The following is a 17,803-nucleotide window of genomic DNA, read 5'->3' as shown; positions in this document are numbered from 1 at the left end:
GCGGCTCCGGTGACGGTGGTGGCGGCGATGGCGGCGGCTCCGGTGACGGTGGTGGCGGCGATGGCGGCGGCTCCGGTGACGGTGGTGGGTCCGGCGATGGCGGCACAACCGGTGGTCAAGGCGGCGCTGGCCTCGACTGATTAGGCTGCAGAACGATCAAAGGGCGCGATTACACGCGCCCTTTCCTATGTCGGTTTCTCGAAACCAGAATTCGATAAGCTGTTTGAACTCAGCTTCTTCCGTATACGCCAACCCATCTACGCGGCTGCTTGGGATCCTGCATACGCAGGAACAGATATTGTGTCGCAGACCAGGGTTTAATCTTATTGGTCAGGTTATCTAAGACAAGATCACCCTGGCCAGAACGATAAACCAAAACTGCATGAGCGTTCCGACGCGTATCCAGTACGGTAGCGATAAGCAGTTTACTGGGATCTATACCTGCCCTGATCAAATCTCTTTTTTTAAGCAGTGCGAAGTCCTCGCAATCTCCGCCCAGAGATGTTGGCAGCGCCCAGCGTTCACGCGTTTTGTACTGCGATTGATCACTCACCGAACGTGTCGAAGCGTTGACCTGCCGGTTGATTTGTTTGACCAGACGCAATTCCTGATGACTGGGAAGCGAAATCGCAGCCTTTTTTGCACAAGCCCAAGTGTATTGCCGGCAAAGTTGCTGAGCCCCGGCCGGTGGCGGTGACGCTGCAACGCTTGGAATAAAGGCAGTTTCTGCCGCGTTCGCGTTTGTTCCTGCGACGACCGATCCACAAACCAGCGCAACAAGCCCAATGGTCCGGGCTGAACCCGCAGCAGCGCGCGCAACTAAAGCGTCAAACTTGATGCCGAACGATTTCATGCCTGTTCCTCAATCCATGACCAACGATTGATTGCAGAAGGCCAAGACCATTATCAGTTTCGGGAGCTTATCCGTAAACAGCTAGGCCAGTGCAATCTTAGCTCAGGTTGGGAGGCAAAAGCGGCGGAAATTCGTCACTCAATATGGCCATTTCTGCTCAAGAAAGTGGCATCAAAGGACACAATCTGTGATAGAGCGACCGCTCAATCAGAGGTAATGCGTCCTACAAGCATTTGATTAAAAGTACATTTTTCAACTTAAGAACCACCCTGTGCATGGCAAGGGTGGCTCTATACGTCAATTAAGTGGCAGATGCCTCCACAATCTTGACGGCTCAATGTTTTTACTCGGATTCGACTGTACAAACCGAGGTGATTCTCACTCAGTAATCTCCACAACAACTAGTTCACGTTCACTTGCCCCGCGAGCGTGATCCAGCGCTTTCTGGTATTCAGGTGAGTGGTAGCAATCCACAGCAGCGTCAACCGACGGGAAACGAGCGACAACATTTCGAGGTCGCTCTTTTCCTTCCAACTGAACATAGCGGGCTGCGCGCGCGATGAATTCACCACCGTGTTTCGCGATCGCCGGACCAGCCAGCTCTGCGTATTTTCCATAAGCCTCGGTGTCAGTCACCGTGACATGTGCGATCCAGAGTGCTGCCAATTTATCCTCCCAATACCTGTTCTGCGGCTTTGATCGCTGCATCGGAATTGGATGCATCTTTGCCACCGCCCTGTGCCATGTCGGGGCGACCACCGCCGCCCTTGCCACCCAATTCAGCTACGGCAGCCTTGACCAGATCAACCGCGGAAACAGTGTCGGTCAGATCTGGGGTCACACCCGCAGCTACCGCTGCCTTGCCACCCGCGTCGGCGATCAGCAGGACTGCCCCCGAACCCAAACGCGCTTTGTGTTCGTCGATTAGTGCGGGCAGATCCTTGCCGGAAACACCGCTCAATGCCTGCGCAAGGAACTTTACACCATTCACATCCCGCGCTTCACTATTGCCACCGGAACCAGGCCCACCAGCCATGGCAAGGTCGCGGCGCAGCTGCGCAACTTCGTTTTGCAACGCTTTGCGCTCATCAAGAAGGGACTTCACCCGTCCGACAACATCATCGGGCTGTGCTTTAAGCTCCAGCGCAACCTGAGCAACCCGTTGATCCTGAGCGGACAGATATTTGAACGCTTCGTCACCGGTCAGAGCTTCGATCCGGCGTACGCCTGCACTGCTGGCACTGTCACCCAGCACAACGAAAGTGCCGATATCGCCCGTCTGGCGAACATGCGTTCCGCCACACAATTCGATCGACCAGGTCTCGCCATCGTGCCCTTTGCCCGTAGGCGCCTTGCCCATCGACACGACGCGAACTTCATCGCCGTACTTTTCGCCAAACAGGGCCTGAGCACCGAGTTCGCGTGCATCGTCCGGTGTCATAATACGTGTTTCAACAGTAGAGTTTTGGCGAATGAAGTCATTCACCTCCCGCTCAACCTTTTTGACTTCTTCAAGCGTCAATGCCTTGGAATGGCTGAAGTCAAATCGTAGACGATCCGCGGCATTCAGCGAACCACGCTGTGCAACATGATCTCCTAATGTCTCCCTCAACGCCTCATGCAGCAAGTGTGTGGCCGAGTGGTTTGCCCGAATGGCGGTCCGGCGTGCATGATCGACCTCAAGTTCCACTGCATCACCCTTACCGATGGTGCCGTGATCAACAGTGATTTTGTGCGCGTAGACCTTGCCATCTGCAAATTTTCTGGTGTCGTCGACGCGGGCGATATCATTGCGATCCTCCAGGCGACGAATTTCACCGGTGTCGCCGATCTGACCACCCGCTTCCCCATAGAATGGCGTCTGATTGACAATCAGCCAACCGCTGCCACCCTTTTCAATTTTGTCGACCAGCGCACCATCAACGACCAGCGCAGCCACCTGCCCTTCGGCTTTTTCGGTGTCGTAGCCAAGGAAGTCCGTTGCGCCTGCCATATCCAGAACATCGAACCAGACGGCTTGATCTGCGGATTCACCCGAACCGGCCCATGCTGCACGAGCCTTGGCCTTTTGTTCGGCCATCGCAGCATCAAAACCATCTGTGTCGACGGTGCGACCCCTTTCGCGCAAGGCATCCTGTGTCAGGTCCAGCGGAAATCCATACGTGTCATATAGTTTGAATGCAGCATTCCCGGGCAGCGCCTCGCCTTCCGACAAACCGGAAACTTCATCATCCAACAGTTTTAGACCGCGATCGAGTGTCTGCTTAAAGCGGGTTTCTTCCAGCAGCAGCGTCTCTTCGATCAAAGCCTGCGCCTGGCCGAGTTCCGAGTATTGCGCCCCCATCAACTGCACCAAAGTTGGCACCAACTGATACATCACCGGATCCTTAGCACCCAGCAGATGTGCGTGGCGCATGGCACGGCGCATGATCCGACGCAGAACATAACCACGCCCGTCATTCGAGGGCATGACCCCATCGGCAATCAGGAAAGATGTCGACCGCAGGTGGTCTGCAATCACACGATGGTGCACGTTCTGATCCCCATAGGGATCGACATTAGTGACATCTGCCGAAGCCTCGATCAGTGTCTTGAACAGATCGGTGTCGTAGTTGTCGTGGCTCCCCTGCAGCAAGGCACCGATCCGTTCGAGCCCCATACCGGTATCGATCGACTGCATGTCGAGTTCCACCATCGAGCCGTCTTCGAACTGCTCGTTCTGCATGAAAACGATGTTCCATATCTCGATGAAGCGGTCACCATCTTCTTCGGCCGAACCCGGAGGGCCACCCCAGATGTGGTCGCCGTGGTCATAGAAAATCTCGGTGCATGGTCCGCAAGGCCCGGTTGGCCCCATCTGCCAGAAGTTGTCGCTGGTAGCGATACGAATGATCCTGTCCTCGGGGACGCCGACCTTTTTCCAAATTTCGAACGCTTCGTCGTCAGTATGATACACAGTGGTCAGCAGTCGGTTCTTGTCGATGCCGAATTCCTTGGTGATCAACTCCCAGGCAAATGGGATCGCCTCGGGCTTGAAGTAATCACCGAACGAGAAGTTGCCGAGCATTTCAAAGAAAGTGTGGTGACGAGCCGTATAACCTACATTGTCCAGGTCATTGTGCTTGCCGCCTGCACGCACACATTTCTGCGCCGTCGTGGCACGCTGATAGTCGCGTGTTTCGACACCAGTGAACAGGTTCTTGAACTGCACCATGCCTGAGTTGACGAACATCAGAGTCGGGTCGTTGCGCGGCACAAGCGGACTGGACGCGACCACTTCGTGCCCTTGCTTGGCAAAGTAGTTCAGAAAGGTTGAGCGGATATCGTTCAGCGTTGGCATAAGGCTCTCTCAGCGCGCATTCAAATTGTTCTGCGAAGGTTTATCCCCGTCCCCCCGGATAGTCCACAGCATTGGGACCACTAACGAAACAAGGCGGCCCAATTGGACCGCCTTGAGCAAATTGCAGTGGTTCTAACGTTCCCAAAAGGACAGTTAAGCCTCCAAGATATCATCTTCCTCAGCGCTCGGGGGCATGTCGAAATCAAGCCCGTGCGCGGCGCGAATCTTATCCTCGATCTCTAGCGCAGCGCGGCTGTTGTCGCGCAGGTATTGCTTGGCATTCTCACGCCCCTGCCCGATCCGCTCATCGCCATAGCTGAACCACGAACCCGACTTTTCGACCACACCTGCTTTTACGCCAAGATCCAGCAGTTCGCCCATTTTCGAGATACCTTCGCCATACATGATGTCGAATTCAACTTGTTTGAACGGCGGTGCGACCTTGTTTTTGACAACCTTCACTCGTGTCTGGTTGCCAACCACCTCATCTCGATCCTTGATCGCGCCAATCCGGCGAATGTCCAGACGAACCGAGCTGTAGAATTTCAAAGCGTTACCACCGGTCGTCGTCTCCGGGCTACCAAACATCACGCCGATCTTCATCCGAATTTGGTTGATGAAGATCACCATACAGTTTGAGCGGCTGATCGAGCCGGTCAGCTTACGCATCGCCTGACTCATCAGGCGGGCCTGAACGCCCACATTACTGTCACCCATGTCGCCTTCGAGTTCGGATTTGGGTGTCAGCGCAGCGACCGAGTCGACCACGACCATGTTGACCGCGCCCGAACGCACCAGCGTATCAGTAATTTCCAGTGCCTGTTCGCCGGTATCGGGCTGAGAAATCAGAAGTTCGTCCAGATCGACACCCAACTTACGGGCATATTGAGGGTCTAGTGCATGCTCCGCATCCACGAAGGCACAGACCCCACCGCGCTTTTGCTGCTCAGCAATACAATGCAGCGTCAGCGTCGTCTTACCCGAGCTTTCCGGCCCGTAAATTTCAACAATTCGACCCATCGGCAGACCGCCGATACCCAGCGCAATGTCCAGCCCCAGTGAACCGGTCGAGCTCGCGTCGATATCTTGCTTGGCATCTTCACCAAGCTTCATGATCGAGCCTTTTCCAAACTGTCGTTCAATCTGTGCCAGCGCGCTGTCGAGCGCCTTTTGCTTGTCTGCGTTTTTCTTATCGCTCATCGTCAGAAGATCCGCCATTGTCCTGTCGCCTTCTCTTTTGTCACACCCTTGATCGGGCGGCAATCGCTGCTTTGTTCGCCTCTTGTTCCTTATGAGACCAAAAAGAGAACATTTCAATAAAAACTTTATGGACCCACTGTTCTTCAAAGGAGTTAAGGAGTCGTTTACAGCCACGTTTCCCTTGATTTCACGGCCAGCGCAGAGGGTAAGGCTTAAGAATTAAGAGCTAATTTTCAGAGCAATGCCGCTGTCAGCAAACACGTAGTGTGGCCACTTGGATTTACCGCGAGTTCTGCCAACACAAAGTCTCAGACACCACCTAAGCGATCCCATGCGCTGGATATCGGACAACGTTTGAACGCCACTCATTGTTCACCCATGGGAAACATTACCTCAAAACACCCCCTATTTTCGATGCAGCCACCATGCAGATACGCATCCGAAAAATTTGGCCCTTGGCCATTCAAACCGAACAATAGTGATCAAATTCGCATACTTTCAGTCCTCGACACTTATGATGGAGGTATAAAACTGCGGCTTCATTGGGAAATAATCTACCGCGTTAAAGAAAGTGAGGATAAAACATCGTCACTATATTTTACTGGATTCTGATACCCATTTAGCGTCGTAATGATCGGGTTATTAAGGTTGGAGTACTATCGTGCATTCTTCGAATGGCGTTGTCGGCAGTCAGGATGAGACCGGCGACTTCATAAATATCTGGCTACTTCTGCGTCGTAACCTGAAGGCCATCGCAATATTGGTTGTTGTCACCGTTGCGCTTACAGCCATTTACATGTCGTCGATCCCGGATCGATATCAAACCAAAGCACAGATGGTGCTGGCCGTATCAGAGACACGTTTCAGTGAAGCGACCGGCCGTATGGAAACCTTTGAGTTTGGCCGCGCAAGCGTCGAAACAGAACTGGCCAAGCTTCGTTCCAGAGACTTCGCGGAGCAGGTCGCCGAGCAACTAAGCTTATTTGACAACAGCAGCTTCGTTAACAACATCAGCAAAAGTACGGGCCTTCCGATCCCGGAAGAGATCCACCGTGAAGCGGTAATCGACAAGGTCCTTAGCTCCTACAGCGTGTCCCGTGCCGGAGAGAGCCACGCAGTTACCGTTGAAGGGCGTTCGACTGATCCGGTACTCGCCGCAAGTTTGGCGAACACTGTCATTTCCGTCTATATTGGGAACGAGTTGAGCGGACGCGTCGCTCGTTTGGAAAAGTTCATTTCTGACCTGAAGCGGCGCGTCGGACTACTTGGAGAAGAGCTCACTCAAGCTGAAGCAGAACTTGCCGAGTTCATACGCAACGATAGTTTGGACGACGACCAGGTCATGGTGCGTCTCAGAAGCAACGTGGAGCGGGAGAAAGCGATTCTATCTGCCGGTATCGAACAGGGAATTTCGGTAGAAGAAGAGCAAGTTCTGCGGGCACGCGTCGCGGAAGCTGAAGAAAAACTCCAAGTGCGCACGCGCTCGGAACTTTCCCTCCTCCGCAAAGAGCGTGAGATCGAACTTCTGCGCTCGAGGTTTCAGACGGCAATAGACAACCTGAATCTGCTTGAGACACGCATCGGACAGGTTGAGGAAGGTACTGTGCAGGTCTCAGTCGCCCGTGTTCCCATTTCACCTTATGCGCCTAACCGGGTACTCGCATCGCTGCTGGCTGGCATGATGTCGATTATTCTGGGCTTTATTGTCGCTTTGGTTCGGGAAGGTTTGGATCGAACCATCAAAAATGAACAGCAGATACTCAAAGCTACCGGGCTTCGAAATCTTGGCTACTTCACCAAACAAATTAGCTCAGATGCCAACTCTGAGCACGTAATCGAGGATCTGCTGAACAACCCGCGATCCCCTCTGGCCGAGGCCGCCCGTGGCGTGTTGACCAACTGTATCAAATTTCAGGATGCGAAGATCATCCTGATTACTTCGGGCCTCCCGAACGAGGGGAAATCCCTCGTCAGTTCGGTGCTTGCTGCGTCCGCTGCCGCAGATGGCATGGATACGCTGCTGATCGATCTCGACACACATCGACGCGGGTCTACCAAACTGCTGTTTTCAAACCCTGATGACGTGCAACGATCAGACATCTACGGTGATAACCTGATTGTGCAGCCGGTGCCGATAGCGGCTCAAGCAGCGGGTACTCTGGACCTGATTACTGTCGAGTCTCCAACCCGCGAACTCACAGATGCCGCCGACAACAAACTGAGAAAGCTTCGGGATGCGCTCACTGCGAGGTACGACCTGATTGTGATCGATACTCCTCCGGCGCTGATTTTGGATGAGGTTTATCGCAATGATGCATTGGTAGATGCGGTATTGCTGGTCGCGCGTTGGGGAAAAACCAGACAAGACGCCTTTGGGACCGTCGCTCGACGCCTTTCTCTTGCGGGGTTCAACGTCTTGGGGACAATTCTAAATGATGTAGACCCCAAGAAATTCCGTTGGATCGGTTACGATGGCTATTACGGGAGCTACGACGACTACTAATCCACCTTCAACGAGTGATCTTGTGGCTGCCGGCCCAGGATCACTGGAACCCCAGCGGCTCGCGAGACCGCAAACCATAATTTCTCGCTCGATTTGTAAAACCATTGGTGATCAGTATCAGTATTCGGAGTGTCAATTGATGGAACGCAAAGCTGAACCACAGCTTCGACAAGGACTACTCATTGTTGTTATCGCTCTCGGCGCTGCGGTTGTTCAGTCCGTCTTTCAGCTGTCCGATGTGTTTTTGTCAAAAGACTCAATAGGCTACATAAATGCAGAAGCTTATCGAGGTGTCGTCTATCCAGCGTTCCTCGACATGTTTGAGTCTCTGGCGCATCCGCTTCGTGCCGCGGTGATTGCTCAGACTTGGTTGTTTTCGATTGCTGCAGCTGTGCTTGCGGTCACATTTGCAAAGTTCTCAGGAAAGCCAAATTTGGGCTTGGTCCTGATCCTGTTGCTCATCGTCAACCCGATGACTTACTATTTTAACAACAGCATCTTAACGGAATCCCTATTCCAAAGCTCACTCTGTCTGTTTTTAGCGGCCATCATACGCTTGTGCTATAAATTGGACTGGAAGTCTTGCGCGTTGCTGGGCCTGTCTGCTGGCCTGATGATTATCAGCCGCCCCGTTGGATATGCTGCTTTGCCAGCACTGGTTGTGACACTGATTGCAAGCGGATTTCTGAACCACAAAAAAATCTGGAAAGCCGCTGTAGTTTCAATTGCCAGCGTAGTTCTCGTACTGGCAGCCGAAAAGTTCGCTTATGCTCTCTATCAGGATGCCGAGCGTGAAAGTGTTCTTGGAAACGTGCTGTTTTCCAAAAGTGGTGTCATTTCAGCGGGCGAAAGCCCCTATCCTGCCAAAGATCCGCGGACCGAGATCTGGAACTTTCTTGAATACGGCGAAGCACAGGCAGCGAGAGAGGCAATCGCCAAAGCTCCGCCAGGCCACATCTCGTTTTTCATCCTACATGGATACGAGGCTGACATGCTGTTCAGATACAAGAAAGACGAACTGGCTGCCTTGGCCGAACAAGCCGGTCGACCTCAGCGCCAGTTGATGGGCGAAGTTGGGGCGGAAAGGCTTAAGCGGAACATTTCTGGCTTCTTGTCTCTACCGCTCAAGCACTACATCGCGCACTGGCAACCATTCTACTACACGATTTCGCAAGAAGAGATCGACGACTACATTGCAGTCAACTCGCCGCTACCCATGGACAATGCCTCTGGCCGCTTTAACAGAGATGTCTATACGCCACCCTATGCAACAGCAATTCACATCGTACTGGCGATCGGCTGGGTGATTTCCGTAACAATACTTGTGCTGTCAGTGCTTTGTTTCGGAAAAAACTGGAATGGACGGCGAATGCTAACCTGTGCAGGCTTAGCTGTTCTTTTGCTGCACGGATTGCTGTTATTGTCTTCTATAGTATCGATCGCTGCGGTTCGCTATCTCGCGGTTCTTTGGCCTATCGTCGCTGTCGTCATGTGCGCTGGTGTTGTTTTGATTTTAGAGCTGAAGGTGTCGGGGCAGCAGGCTGCGGAACCTGATCCTGGATTGAGCAGTTAGAACTATTTGTAAATTGCATGTGCCTGTCTCTGTCGAGAAGTCTGTTTCAGATGGCACCTGTAGTAAAAAGTGAAAGAGTTGAGGTATGAAAAAAGCTGGTTTTCGAGACTATGTCTCGCTTGCGCGAATAGACCATTGGTTCAAAAACATATTTATCCTCCCGGGCGCGATACTTGCATGGATCATGGGAGCGCAGGTCGACGCGGGTATTCTTGTAAATCTGCTGATCGGCATATTTTCGATATGCTTGATCGCGTCTGCCAACTACACGATCAATGAATGGCTGGACCGTGAGTTTGATCGCCATCATCCACTTAAGAAAGAAAGAGCCTCTGTTGTAACAGATGTGGACGGGCGCATCGTGTTTTTGCAATGGGCCGGTCTGAGCGTCGTAGGGCTTGTTCTGGCTTACTCGATCAATTTCCCCTTCTTTATGACGGCCCTCGCCCTTTTGATCATGGGGGTCATTTACAACGTCAAACCTATTCGATCCAAAGACCGGGCTTATCTTGATGTACTGAGTGAGGCGATCAACAACCCAATCCGGTTCTTTGCCGGATGGTACATACTTGTCCCGCCAATCGTGGCGCCGTCCAGCGTCTTGATTTCATATTGGTTTGGCGGTGCATATCTTATGGCGATCAAGCGTTTTGCCGAGTATCGAACGATCGATGACCCCAGTCGCGCAGCGCTCTATCGTGCGTCCTTCAAGAACTATGATGAATCAAAGCTGCTAGTTTCCGCAGTAGTCTATGCGATCCTCTCGACCGCATTTCTCGGAGTGTTCCTGACGAAGTACAAGGTAGAATTGCTTCTATCGCTACCTTTCGTGGCTATGCTGTTCGGGCGTTACCTGTTTGTTGGGCTCGCGAAGGACTCCATCGCACAAGCGCCCGAGAACCTGTATAAACAAAAGGGATTGGTTGCTCAGGTTCTGATACTGGTTGTCGTTATGTTCGTCCTTTTGCAGATAAAACTGCCCTTCCTTGAAGAGATGCTGGAAATCAAAGCTGTAGGCACTTGAATGACGCGTCAGAGGCCAACGTTCATTTTGCTTCCACTGAACTTTATCGGCGGGCTCATAGCGCTGGGTGTACATCTGGTCGTTATGTCCCTGCTGATCATGTTCACCGAGATAAATGCGGTGGTGGCCAGCGTGATTGGCTTCTTTTGCGCGATACCTGTGAACTATATATTTCAGCGAAAGATAGTGTTTCGATCGTCGGCCAGAGTCGGCCTTCAGTTTTTGACCTACACCAGCGTTACGATGATATCGGCTGTGTTGAATGCCATTTTATTTGCCGGGTTGTGGAAAATTCTACACCCGAACTATATCTTAACCCAGATAATCGTAACCGCGGTCATTTTCTTGCTGAATTTTTTTGTCAACAAGAACATCACATTCGCGCGGAGACGCTAACATGACTTCTGCGCATCTATCCTCTGTTCCAGATACAGCGCCTGATCTGGTTGTTTTTGACCTCGACCAGACGATTACAACAAATGACACATACGTCTACTTTCTATTGAGCGTTCTGCGCAAAAGACCCTTGCGCCTGGTCTATTGCATTCCCCTGCCCTTTGCCGTCGCCATGCATAAAATGGGTCTCCGGAACAACACGTGGCTCAAGAGAGTTTTTCTGCGTGCTATCTGTGGCGGATGTGAACGTGAATTCGTTGAACAGCTTAGTGACGAGGTCGCCGGACGTGTGATCTCGAAAAAGCTCAGACCCGGCGCTATTCCGGTGTTGGAGAGACACAAAAAACGCGGTGATCGGATAGCCATCGCAACGGCGAGCATTGATATCTACGCCCTCGCAATTGCCGAGAAACTGGGCATTGATAAGGTAGACGTGCTTTGCACACAGGCACAGTGGAACGGAAGTAAACTGACCGGCGATCTGGCCTCACAAAACCTTTATGGTTCGAACAAGACGCACGCGGTACAGAATTGGGCAGAGTCTGCAGGTCGTTCCGATATTGATGTGGCCTACAGCGACCACCATTCGGATTTTTCATTACTTGAATCCGCTAGGCACGGTGTTGCTGTTAATCCGAATGATCGCCTGATGAAGCTGGCGTCCGAAGCCGATTTAGAAGTAGTTGATTGGAATGTGATTGGTTAAGAAATGGTTGATGTTGCTCAAAGCTTAGAACTAGGATCGTCCGCTACCTGTTGGTTATGCGGACAGCACACGTTGGTAACGGTGCGCGAAAGTAGTCTTCCCCAGGATATATCAAAGGATAATTTTAAGATCTCCAATTCAGACTATGGAGTTACAGCCTCTATAGATCGCTGCTCCAATTGCGGGTTCCATCAGTGCACCGACATGATGGATGTCCTTCAGTTTTATGAAGACATGGACGATCCCGGATATGAAGAAACGCGCGAACAACGCGCGTTGCAGGAACGTGCGCTTTTGAAATGCTTGCCGCAACCGACCGCAAGCAAACCACTGCGCTTGCTCGATGTGGGTGCCGGTTCAGGTATTCTTGTCGAAGAGGCTCTTGAAATGGGATTTGATGCGATTGGTGTTGAGCCATCGCAGAGCCTGCAGGAAACAGCAAATGACCTTGGCATTCCTGTTCTGAAGGGCGTACTTCCACATCCTGAAATCTCGGGGAAATTTGATCTCATTACCATCGTGGACGTGATCGAACACGTCCCCGATCCGGTAGGCCTCATAGCGACGGCTGCAGAGTTGTTGTCCGAGAATGGTACTTTGATCGTCGTTACGCCCGACCGCCTATCATTGGTCGCAAGGCTGATGGGACGCCGGTGGTGGCATTACCGTGTCGCGCATATCGGCTATTTTGATCCCAAAACTCTTAACTTTGCGCTCGAGAGAGCAAACCTAAGACAGACAGAATTCCGTCGACCGACCTGGTACTTTCCGATCAACTACTTGGTGGAAAGAACGCTTAGCTATTTTCCGAAATGGATGCGTTTCAAATTCCCTGACTTTATCGGTCAGCTCGTTGTCCCGCTAAATCTTCGAGATTCAATGATCGTCGGAGCGCGGAAAATTTCAAAAGACTGAGCTTGCATGCTCAAGTGTTCAGTCACTAACATTTTCAGTCTGATGGGATGTCGCGCTCATGCATAGCTCATTGCGGTTCCTTAGAAATCCGCGCCCGCGTTCGCAGGAACGGTCTGGGCTTCTCTTTCGTGGTTTGCTTCTCATTCTGCTTTACACCCCGGCCAACCTAGCTCTCGCCGAGGACAATGTCGGACAAAAAACCTTCCCGCCCCAGCTTCCGGATGGTCAACAACGGGCATTTCCTACTGCCGAAGGACACGGCGCAGCCGCCAAAGGGGGTCGTGGTGGCCGAGCTATCTATGTAACTAATACAGATGAGTTTGGCCCGGGATCTTTGCGGGATTGTATTCAGGATCGCGGACCAAGAACCTGTATCTTCAGGGTCAGCGGAACCATTGTTTTGGAAAGACAGTCACTTGTTGCTGTAAATCCATACCTGACGATAGCAGGTGAAACTGCTCCGGGCGGTGGCATCGTAATTCGCAACGGCCCCCTTCAATTGCGCCCTTCGTTGGAAATCCACACCCATGACGTAATTGTCCGGCATGTGCGTATTCGTCCCGGCCCCCATGAAGTAAAATCATGCTGCTCGGGTGCAATCGGAGTATATACCCGAGCAAGCCGCGACATCATCTTCGACCATATTTCGGCCAGCTGGGGCAGCGACGAAACGATGGACTCCGAGTTTGCCGAACGGCTGACTGTACAATGGAGCATCTTCAGCGAACCGTTATTGAGTGGTGGTCCCGGCAAAAGCAATCGCGCTCGCAACATGCTTCTGACCAAAGGTGGCAACTTCAGCGTTCATCACAACCTGTTTTCTCATAGCATTTTCAGAAACCCGCAGATTTCACCGCAGGAACCGGGGACGACCATCGAGATTGTGAACAACCTGATGTACTCGCCGCGATGGCAATACGTGGTCGCACTCGACAATCACTGGGTTGAAGTGGCGGCAAATATTATCGGAAACCTGAAGCTCACGGGCAAGAACATAGCTTCAGACCAGCTGGTGCATCTATTCGACGGTGGCGAACACGGTTACCGGCTGTTTCTGAAAGACAACATCGACGAAGACAATCGCGCGGACAGTAGCCTGCCCGAAGAGCTTGTTCTGGCTCCAGAACATCGAGAATACGTGGTCGATACACCAGTCGTAACACCGTTAGTCGAAGCTGATCCGGCGTCATCTGTGTACGAAACAGTCTTGCAAAACGCGGGAGCGACACGTCCTGAGAGAGACAGTGTTGACGAACGCGTTCTCGATGAAGTTCGGGCGCGTTCCGGTCGCATACTTAAAAGAAATCCTGAAAAAGTAGGCGGATGGCCCGAGCTGATCAGCACCGTGCCATATGACGATCTAGATCAGGACGGCGTCGCTGATGACTGGGAGCGGGACAAGGGACTGAACCCCGAAGATCAAAGTGATGGAGCACTCGATCGCGATGGTGACGGTTGGACAAATCTGGAAGAGTTTCTTCATGAATTGGCCGGCGACGGTGTAGGAATGTAAGTAACGGGTCAATCACGGTAAATTTGTTATGCTCCCGTGACCGAGACGCCGCCTGTATATGATTGAGAGTAGAAGAGATGACGAAAGGAGCACTTAGTCTTAACCGGCCCAAAACGTCGCTTGAACAAGCTGAGCTTTTTTGCGCCGTTCTGGGGGTTTTGTTTAGCACTTTCATCTCATTCCGCGCTCCATTCATCCTCTTTACCGCCAGTGATTTCTTTTTGACCGTGTCCCTGATGCTGCGGTGTACACGCAGCATTCCCAAATTCCCCATTCATTCGGCCACCTCAATGTGGATGCTGGGTGTTGGTATGGTCGTTGCGGGGTTGCTGATCGGAGGCATTGCCCACGGCAATCCTGAGAATGCCTTTGTTGTAATCGTGCAGTATTTCTTTTCACTGGTTTTGCTTCCGCTGGCGATTCTAGGCCGCCCCTATAAAGAGGCTGTATTGCTGGCAAAGGTCGGAGTCGTCTCAATTGGCCTCAATTGCCTGATCGGAATGATCGCCTATGCCGTCGGATATTCAACCAAGGAAGGTCGGCAGTTCATATTGGTAAGTGGAAACAGACGGGTTACAGGGCTTGTGGACAACCCCAACGGCTTGGCTGGCCTAATTGTGCTGTGGTTCCCAATTCTGTGGTATCTGGGCCTCGCACGAGCGTTCCGACCGGCTGTTTTTCTGGGCTTCTTCGCACTGACGTTCATAACATTGATCTTCACAAGCTCGAATTCCAGCCTTGCGGGCGCCTTCATCTGCGCCCTTATCTATTTGCTATTACTAGGTAAATTCAAAGTCTTCCTGATATGGACGACAGCTATCACTTGCATTGTTGCAATCGGTTTACGATGGGCTGAACTCATTCTTCCCCCTACTTTCAGGAGAAGAGTGCTGACACCAATCTTAGAAGGTGATCTGCAGGAAGCAGGTACATTCGATGACCGTGCAGACCTCATGGTCGAAGCCTGGCGGCTTCTCCCGGACTATATGCTAATAGGCATGGGCGGTGGTCGATATCGCGAGGTCAGCGCTGATAATATTTCCGTGCATAACCTGTACCTTCTGCTCGCAAACGAAGGTAGTTTGATGGCCTTGTTCGGCCTGGCGCTGATCTTTCTGGCCGCAATAGTCTCCGCTTTGCTGGTAAAGTCAGATACGCCACACAAAGCACTGGGCCGTGCCACAGTAATCACGATAACCCTGACATTTGCGGCACTGGCAATGAACTTCACTCATGTCTATCAGAGAGGGATTCTGGTCCCTTGGATTGTGTCGATAGGTCTACTTTCAGTCCACAGAATGGCGCATAGCCGACAATGACTGAGCCCCTCACTGATATTTCGCACTTTTGAGCACAATACTGCCCGGAATGGTCCACCTGACCCGCCCCTCATTCAGGCCCAACTAGCTGAGTTGCTGAAGCACCGCTTCGGTCAGTTGGTTCAGGGAAAACGGTTTGGGCAGAAATGTCGAATTGGGAAGCTCGGGCCCTGAGTCACCAAATGCACCTTCTGTGTATCCAGACATGAACACCACACGGACATCGGGTCGTGTTTCCATCGCCTTTTTGACCCAGGTCGGCCCGTCCATGCCCGGCATTACAACATCAGTAACAAACACATCCACGTTCAACTCGGAATCTTCCAGCAACTTCAACGCATCTTCTGCGGATTCCGCCTCAAGCACAGTGAAACCCTTGAGGCGTAACGCCCGCGTGGCAAAGGCACGCACCGGCGCTTCGTCCTCGACCAAAAGAACCACCCCTTCGCCCTGACGCGATGAATGAACATCCGGAGTGTTCTGCTCGCTCATTTCGGTGCTTTCTCTCGCTGCACAAACCGGCAGGAACACGGTAAATTCCGTTCCTTTGCCTGCGATACTGTCAACAAAAATGAAACCGCCGGTCTGTTTCACGATACCGTAGGCGGTCGACAAGCCCAGACCCGTGCCCTCTCCGGTCCTTTTTGTGGTGTAGAACGGTTCGAATACTTTTTGCAGCTTATCGGCAGGTATGCCGACACCGCTGTCGATGACCTTAACGGTCACATATTCACCAACCGGTACTGTGGCACGATCCCTGGCAATGGCCTGGTTGACGATCAAAACTTCGGTTTCAATTCGGATTTCCCCACCTTCCGGCATTGCGTCACGGGCATTGACGACGAGATTCATCAAAACCTGTTCCAGCTGTCGTTTATCAGCTCGGACTGGCTTGAGAACTGGATCGTGGCTGAGGGTCAGTCTGATCTTTTCCCCCACCAGACGGTTCAACAAATGGATTAGATCCGAAATCGTATCCCTTAGATCAAGCACCTCAGGCCGCAGGGTTTGTTTGCGCGAAAAAGCAAGTAACTGGCTAACCAGCGCGGCTGCTCTGTTTGCGTTTTGGTTGATCTGAACCAGATCACCGTAATTCGGGTCACTCTGATCGTGTCGCAACAACAACAGATCACAATGCCCTGATATCGCTGTCAGTAAGTTGTTGAAATCATGGGCAACGCCGCCAGCAAGCTGCCCTACCGCCTGCATTTTCTGTCCTTGCACGAATTGCGCCTCGAGCGTTTTCAATTCAGTGGCATCATTTAGGACAGCTATAAGCCCCACTTGCCCGTCCGCAATCGTACGGGCAAGTGTGACCTGTACGAAGACTTCTTTGTCCTTCCTGCTCAACCGCAGAAATTCCGATCTTGGTACAACGTCTTGCGTTGCGGTCTGTGCCAACCATTCACGAACCGGATGGCCCAAACCGTGCATGATGCTTTCGATATTGGTCTCACCGCAGCCTGTCTCTCCAACCAGCTTTGCGGCAAGCCGATTGGTCTCCAGTATCTCTCCGGTTGGTGACAGCCGCATCACCGGAACAGGTAGATCAGCGAACGGAGTGGAATACTGACCCTCCAGCGTCTGCTGAAACGGGATTAGGATTACATCCCTGCCCGATCCATAGCGGTGCACCTCCGAAGCTATTACGCGTGTTTCTCCGCTTGGGGTCTGAATTAGAGCGATTTTTGCCTTGTCCGAAAGCGGTTCGGACAAGATTACATCCAATGCTACAGGCGTAAACCCGATCAGTTCCCGTGCTGCAATATTCATGTCCAGAATAACATCACTGCGCCCCAAAGTAAGCACGGGCAATGAGATCCTTGCCCATTGCCCCTGTTCAGCGATCCTAACGCGCCAGTAAATCAGTCCACCACCAAGAGAGTACGCGGACATCGGAACCGTACGACCCTTGGTTACGATATCTTCGCGTGTTTTTCCCTGCACTTCAGCCAGAGATTGCAGTCGTGTCAGGATCGCGGATGGATTGGCGAAGAGGGATCTCAAACAGACATCCAGCCGTGTTCCAGTAACAGCGTTGAACCTGTCTTTTGCAGACTTGTTAGCAACAAGAATGTCACCCTGAGCATCAGCGATGAAACAAGGCTCATCCTCATTTTCAACAAAGGCTGTGAGGAGTGCTTTGACTTGCTGCGACGAGCGAACTGCAATCCACTCTTTTAGGGTGACGGCCGCCGTTGCCACCAACACGGACACACCGATGATCAGAATTATCGGATTCCAATTGGCAGGAAGCACTTCAAAGACTGGAAGAGCGCACATCAGTACGGCGAGCACAGTTATCGGGACCAGGCGAGTAACATCGGGAAGATGACGGTCGGACAGATCAGGAAACGGTGCAGCGGTATCGGACATCAACAACCTAAATCAGAATTTGCACGCCGATAACGACCTGCAATTGGTTAACCGCCGCTTAACGGGATGCCGGCGACGCAATCTT

13 protein-coding genes are annotated in these 17,803 nt (G+C 52.2%); 8 read left to right on the top strand and 5 right to left on the bottom strand.

Going from position 1 to position 17,803, the window contains the following annotated elements; genetic code table 11:
- Positions 1-229: 229 nt before the first annotated feature.
- The 4 genes from GOX61_RS09745 to recA form a co-directional block, all read right to left on the bottom strand.
- A complete protein-coding gene (locus GOX61_RS09745) occupies positions 230-853 on the bottom strand; it encodes a transglutaminase-like cysteine peptidase (RefSeq protein WP_170333222.1) in 624 nt (207 codons plus the stop codon).
- Positions 854-1,231: 378 nt separating this feature from the next.
- Entirely contained in the window at positions 1,232-1,519 is a 288-nt protein-coding gene (locus GOX61_RS09740; RefSeq protein WP_155141852.1) for a DUF1330 domain-containing protein, read from the bottom strand.
- A gap of 1 nt (position 1,520) precedes the next feature.
- Positions 1,521-4,193, bottom strand: coding sequence for an alanine--tRNA ligase (gene alaS, locus GOX61_RS09735; protein WP_170333220.1), 2,673 nt, complete (start codon positions 4,191-4,193; stop codon positions 1,521-1,523).
- A gap of 153 nt (positions 4,194-4,346) precedes the next feature.
- Positions 4,347-5,411 (bottom strand): recombinase RecA, encoded by a 1,065-nt coding sequence (gene recA / locus GOX61_RS09730; RefSeq protein WP_170333218.1) that lies wholly within the window; start codon positions 5,409-5,411, stop codon positions 4,347-4,349.
- A 643-nt stretch (positions 5,412-6,054) separates the two neighbouring features.
- Between recA and GOX61_RS09725 the strand changes: the two genes are divergently transcribed.
- From GOX61_RS09725 to GOX61_RS09690, 8 genes are all read left to right on the top strand, one after another.
- A complete protein-coding gene (locus GOX61_RS09725; RefSeq protein WP_170333216.1) occupies positions 6,055-7,896 on the top strand; it encodes a GumC family protein in 1,842 nt (613 codons plus the stop codon).
- 139 nt (positions 7,897-8,035) lie between these two features.
- Complete coding sequence (locus GOX61_RS09720) at positions 8,036-9,469, top strand: glycosyltransferase family 39 protein (protein WP_170333214.1); 1,434 nt, start codon at positions 8,036-8,038, stop codon at positions 9,467-9,469.
- 85 nt (positions 9,470-9,554) lie between these two features.
- On the top strand, positions 9,555-10,493 hold the full coding sequence (locus GOX61_RS09715) for a UbiA family prenyltransferase (protein ID WP_170333212.1): 939 nt from the start codon (positions 9,555-9,557) through the stop codon (positions 10,491-10,493).
- Positions 10,494-10,889 (top strand): GtrA family protein, encoded by a 396-nt coding sequence (locus GOX61_RS22600; protein WP_217353812.1) that lies wholly within the window; start codon positions 10,494-10,496, stop codon positions 10,887-10,889.
- A 1-nt stretch (position 10,890) separates the two neighbouring features.
- Positions 10,891-11,595, top strand: a complete 705-nt coding sequence (locus tag GOX61_RS09705) for an HAD-IB family hydrolase (protein WP_170333208.1) — start codon at positions 10,891-10,893, stop codon at positions 11,593-11,595.
- 3 nt (positions 11,596-11,598) lie between these two features.
- Positions 11,599-12,510 (top strand): class I SAM-dependent methyltransferase, encoded by a 912-nt coding sequence (locus GOX61_RS09700; RefSeq protein WP_217353811.1) that lies wholly within the window; start codon positions 11,599-11,601, stop codon positions 12,508-12,510.
- A 58-nt stretch (positions 12,511-12,568) separates the two neighbouring features.
- Positions 12,569-14,023, top strand: a complete 1,455-nt coding sequence (locus tag GOX61_RS09695; protein ID WP_217353810.1) for a hypothetical protein — start codon at positions 12,569-12,571, stop codon at positions 14,021-14,023.
- 77 nt (positions 14,024-14,100) lie between these two features.
- Positions 14,101-15,342: an O-antigen ligase family protein gene (locus GOX61_RS09690; protein ID WP_170333204.1), complete on the top strand. Its 1,242-nt coding sequence runs from the start codon at positions 14,101-14,103 to the stop codon at positions 15,340-15,342.
- Between the two features lie 84 nt (positions 15,343-15,426).
- Here GOX61_RS09690 and GOX61_RS09685 read toward each other — a convergent pair whose 3' ends face one another.
- A complete protein-coding gene (locus GOX61_RS09685) occupies positions 15,427-17,718 on the bottom strand; it encodes an ATP-binding protein (RefSeq protein ID WP_170333202.1) in 2,292 nt (763 codons plus the stop codon).
- Positions 17,719-17,803 lie beyond the last annotated feature (85 nt).

This window comes from Ruegeria arenilitoris, assembly GCF_013030265.1.
Classification (GTDB): Bacteria; Pseudomonadota; Alphaproteobacteria; order Rhodobacterales; family Rhodobacteraceae; genus Ruegeria; species Ruegeria arenilitoris_E.
The sequence above is the reverse complement of the archived record's forward strand: the minus strand, read 5'-3'. Positions and strand labels throughout refer to the sequence as shown.

Bases quoted from the DNA above. Each gene is read 5' to 3' on its own strand.
- GOX61_RS22600 (WP_217353812.1), top strand. From the start codon at position 10,494: ATGACGCGTCAGAGGCCAACGTTCATTTTGCTTCCACTGAACTTTATC.
- GOX61_RS09700 (WP_217353811.1), top strand. From the start codon at position 11,599: ATGGTTGATGTTGCTCAAAGCTTAGAACTAGGATCGTCCGCTACCTGT.
- alaS (WP_170333220.1), bottom strand. From the start codon at position 4,193: ATGCCAACGCTGAACGATATCCGCTCAACCTTTCTGAACTACTTTGCC.
- GOX61_RS09695 (WP_217353810.1), top strand. From the start codon at position 12,569: ATGCATAGCTCATTGCGGTTCCTTAGAAATCCGCGCCCGCGTTCGCAG.
- GOX61_RS09705 (WP_170333208.1), top strand. From the start codon at position 10,891: ATGACTTCTGCGCATCTATCCTCTGTTCCAGATACAGCGCCTGATCTG.
- GOX61_RS09690 (WP_170333204.1), top strand. From the start codon at position 14,101: ATGACGAAAGGAGCACTTAGTCTTAACCGGCCCAAAACGTCGCTTGAA.
- GOX61_RS09720 (WP_170333214.1), top strand. From the start codon at position 8,036: ATGGAACGCAAAGCTGAACCACAGCTTCGACAAGGACTACTCATTGTT.
- GOX61_RS09745 (WP_170333222.1), bottom strand. From the start codon at position 853: ATGAAATCGTTCGGCATCAAGTTTGACGCTTTAGTTGCGCGCGCTGCT.
- GOX61_RS09685 (WP_170333202.1), bottom strand. From the start codon at position 17,718: ATGTCCGATACCGCTGCACCGTTTCCTGATCTGTCCGACCGTCATCTT.
- GOX61_RS09715 (WP_170333212.1), top strand. From the start codon at position 9,555: ATGAAAAAAGCTGGTTTTCGAGACTATGTCTCGCTTGCGCGAATAGAC.
- recA (WP_170333218.1), bottom strand. From the start codon at position 5,411: ATGGCGGATCTTCTGACGATGAGCGATAAGAAAAACGCAGACAAGCAA.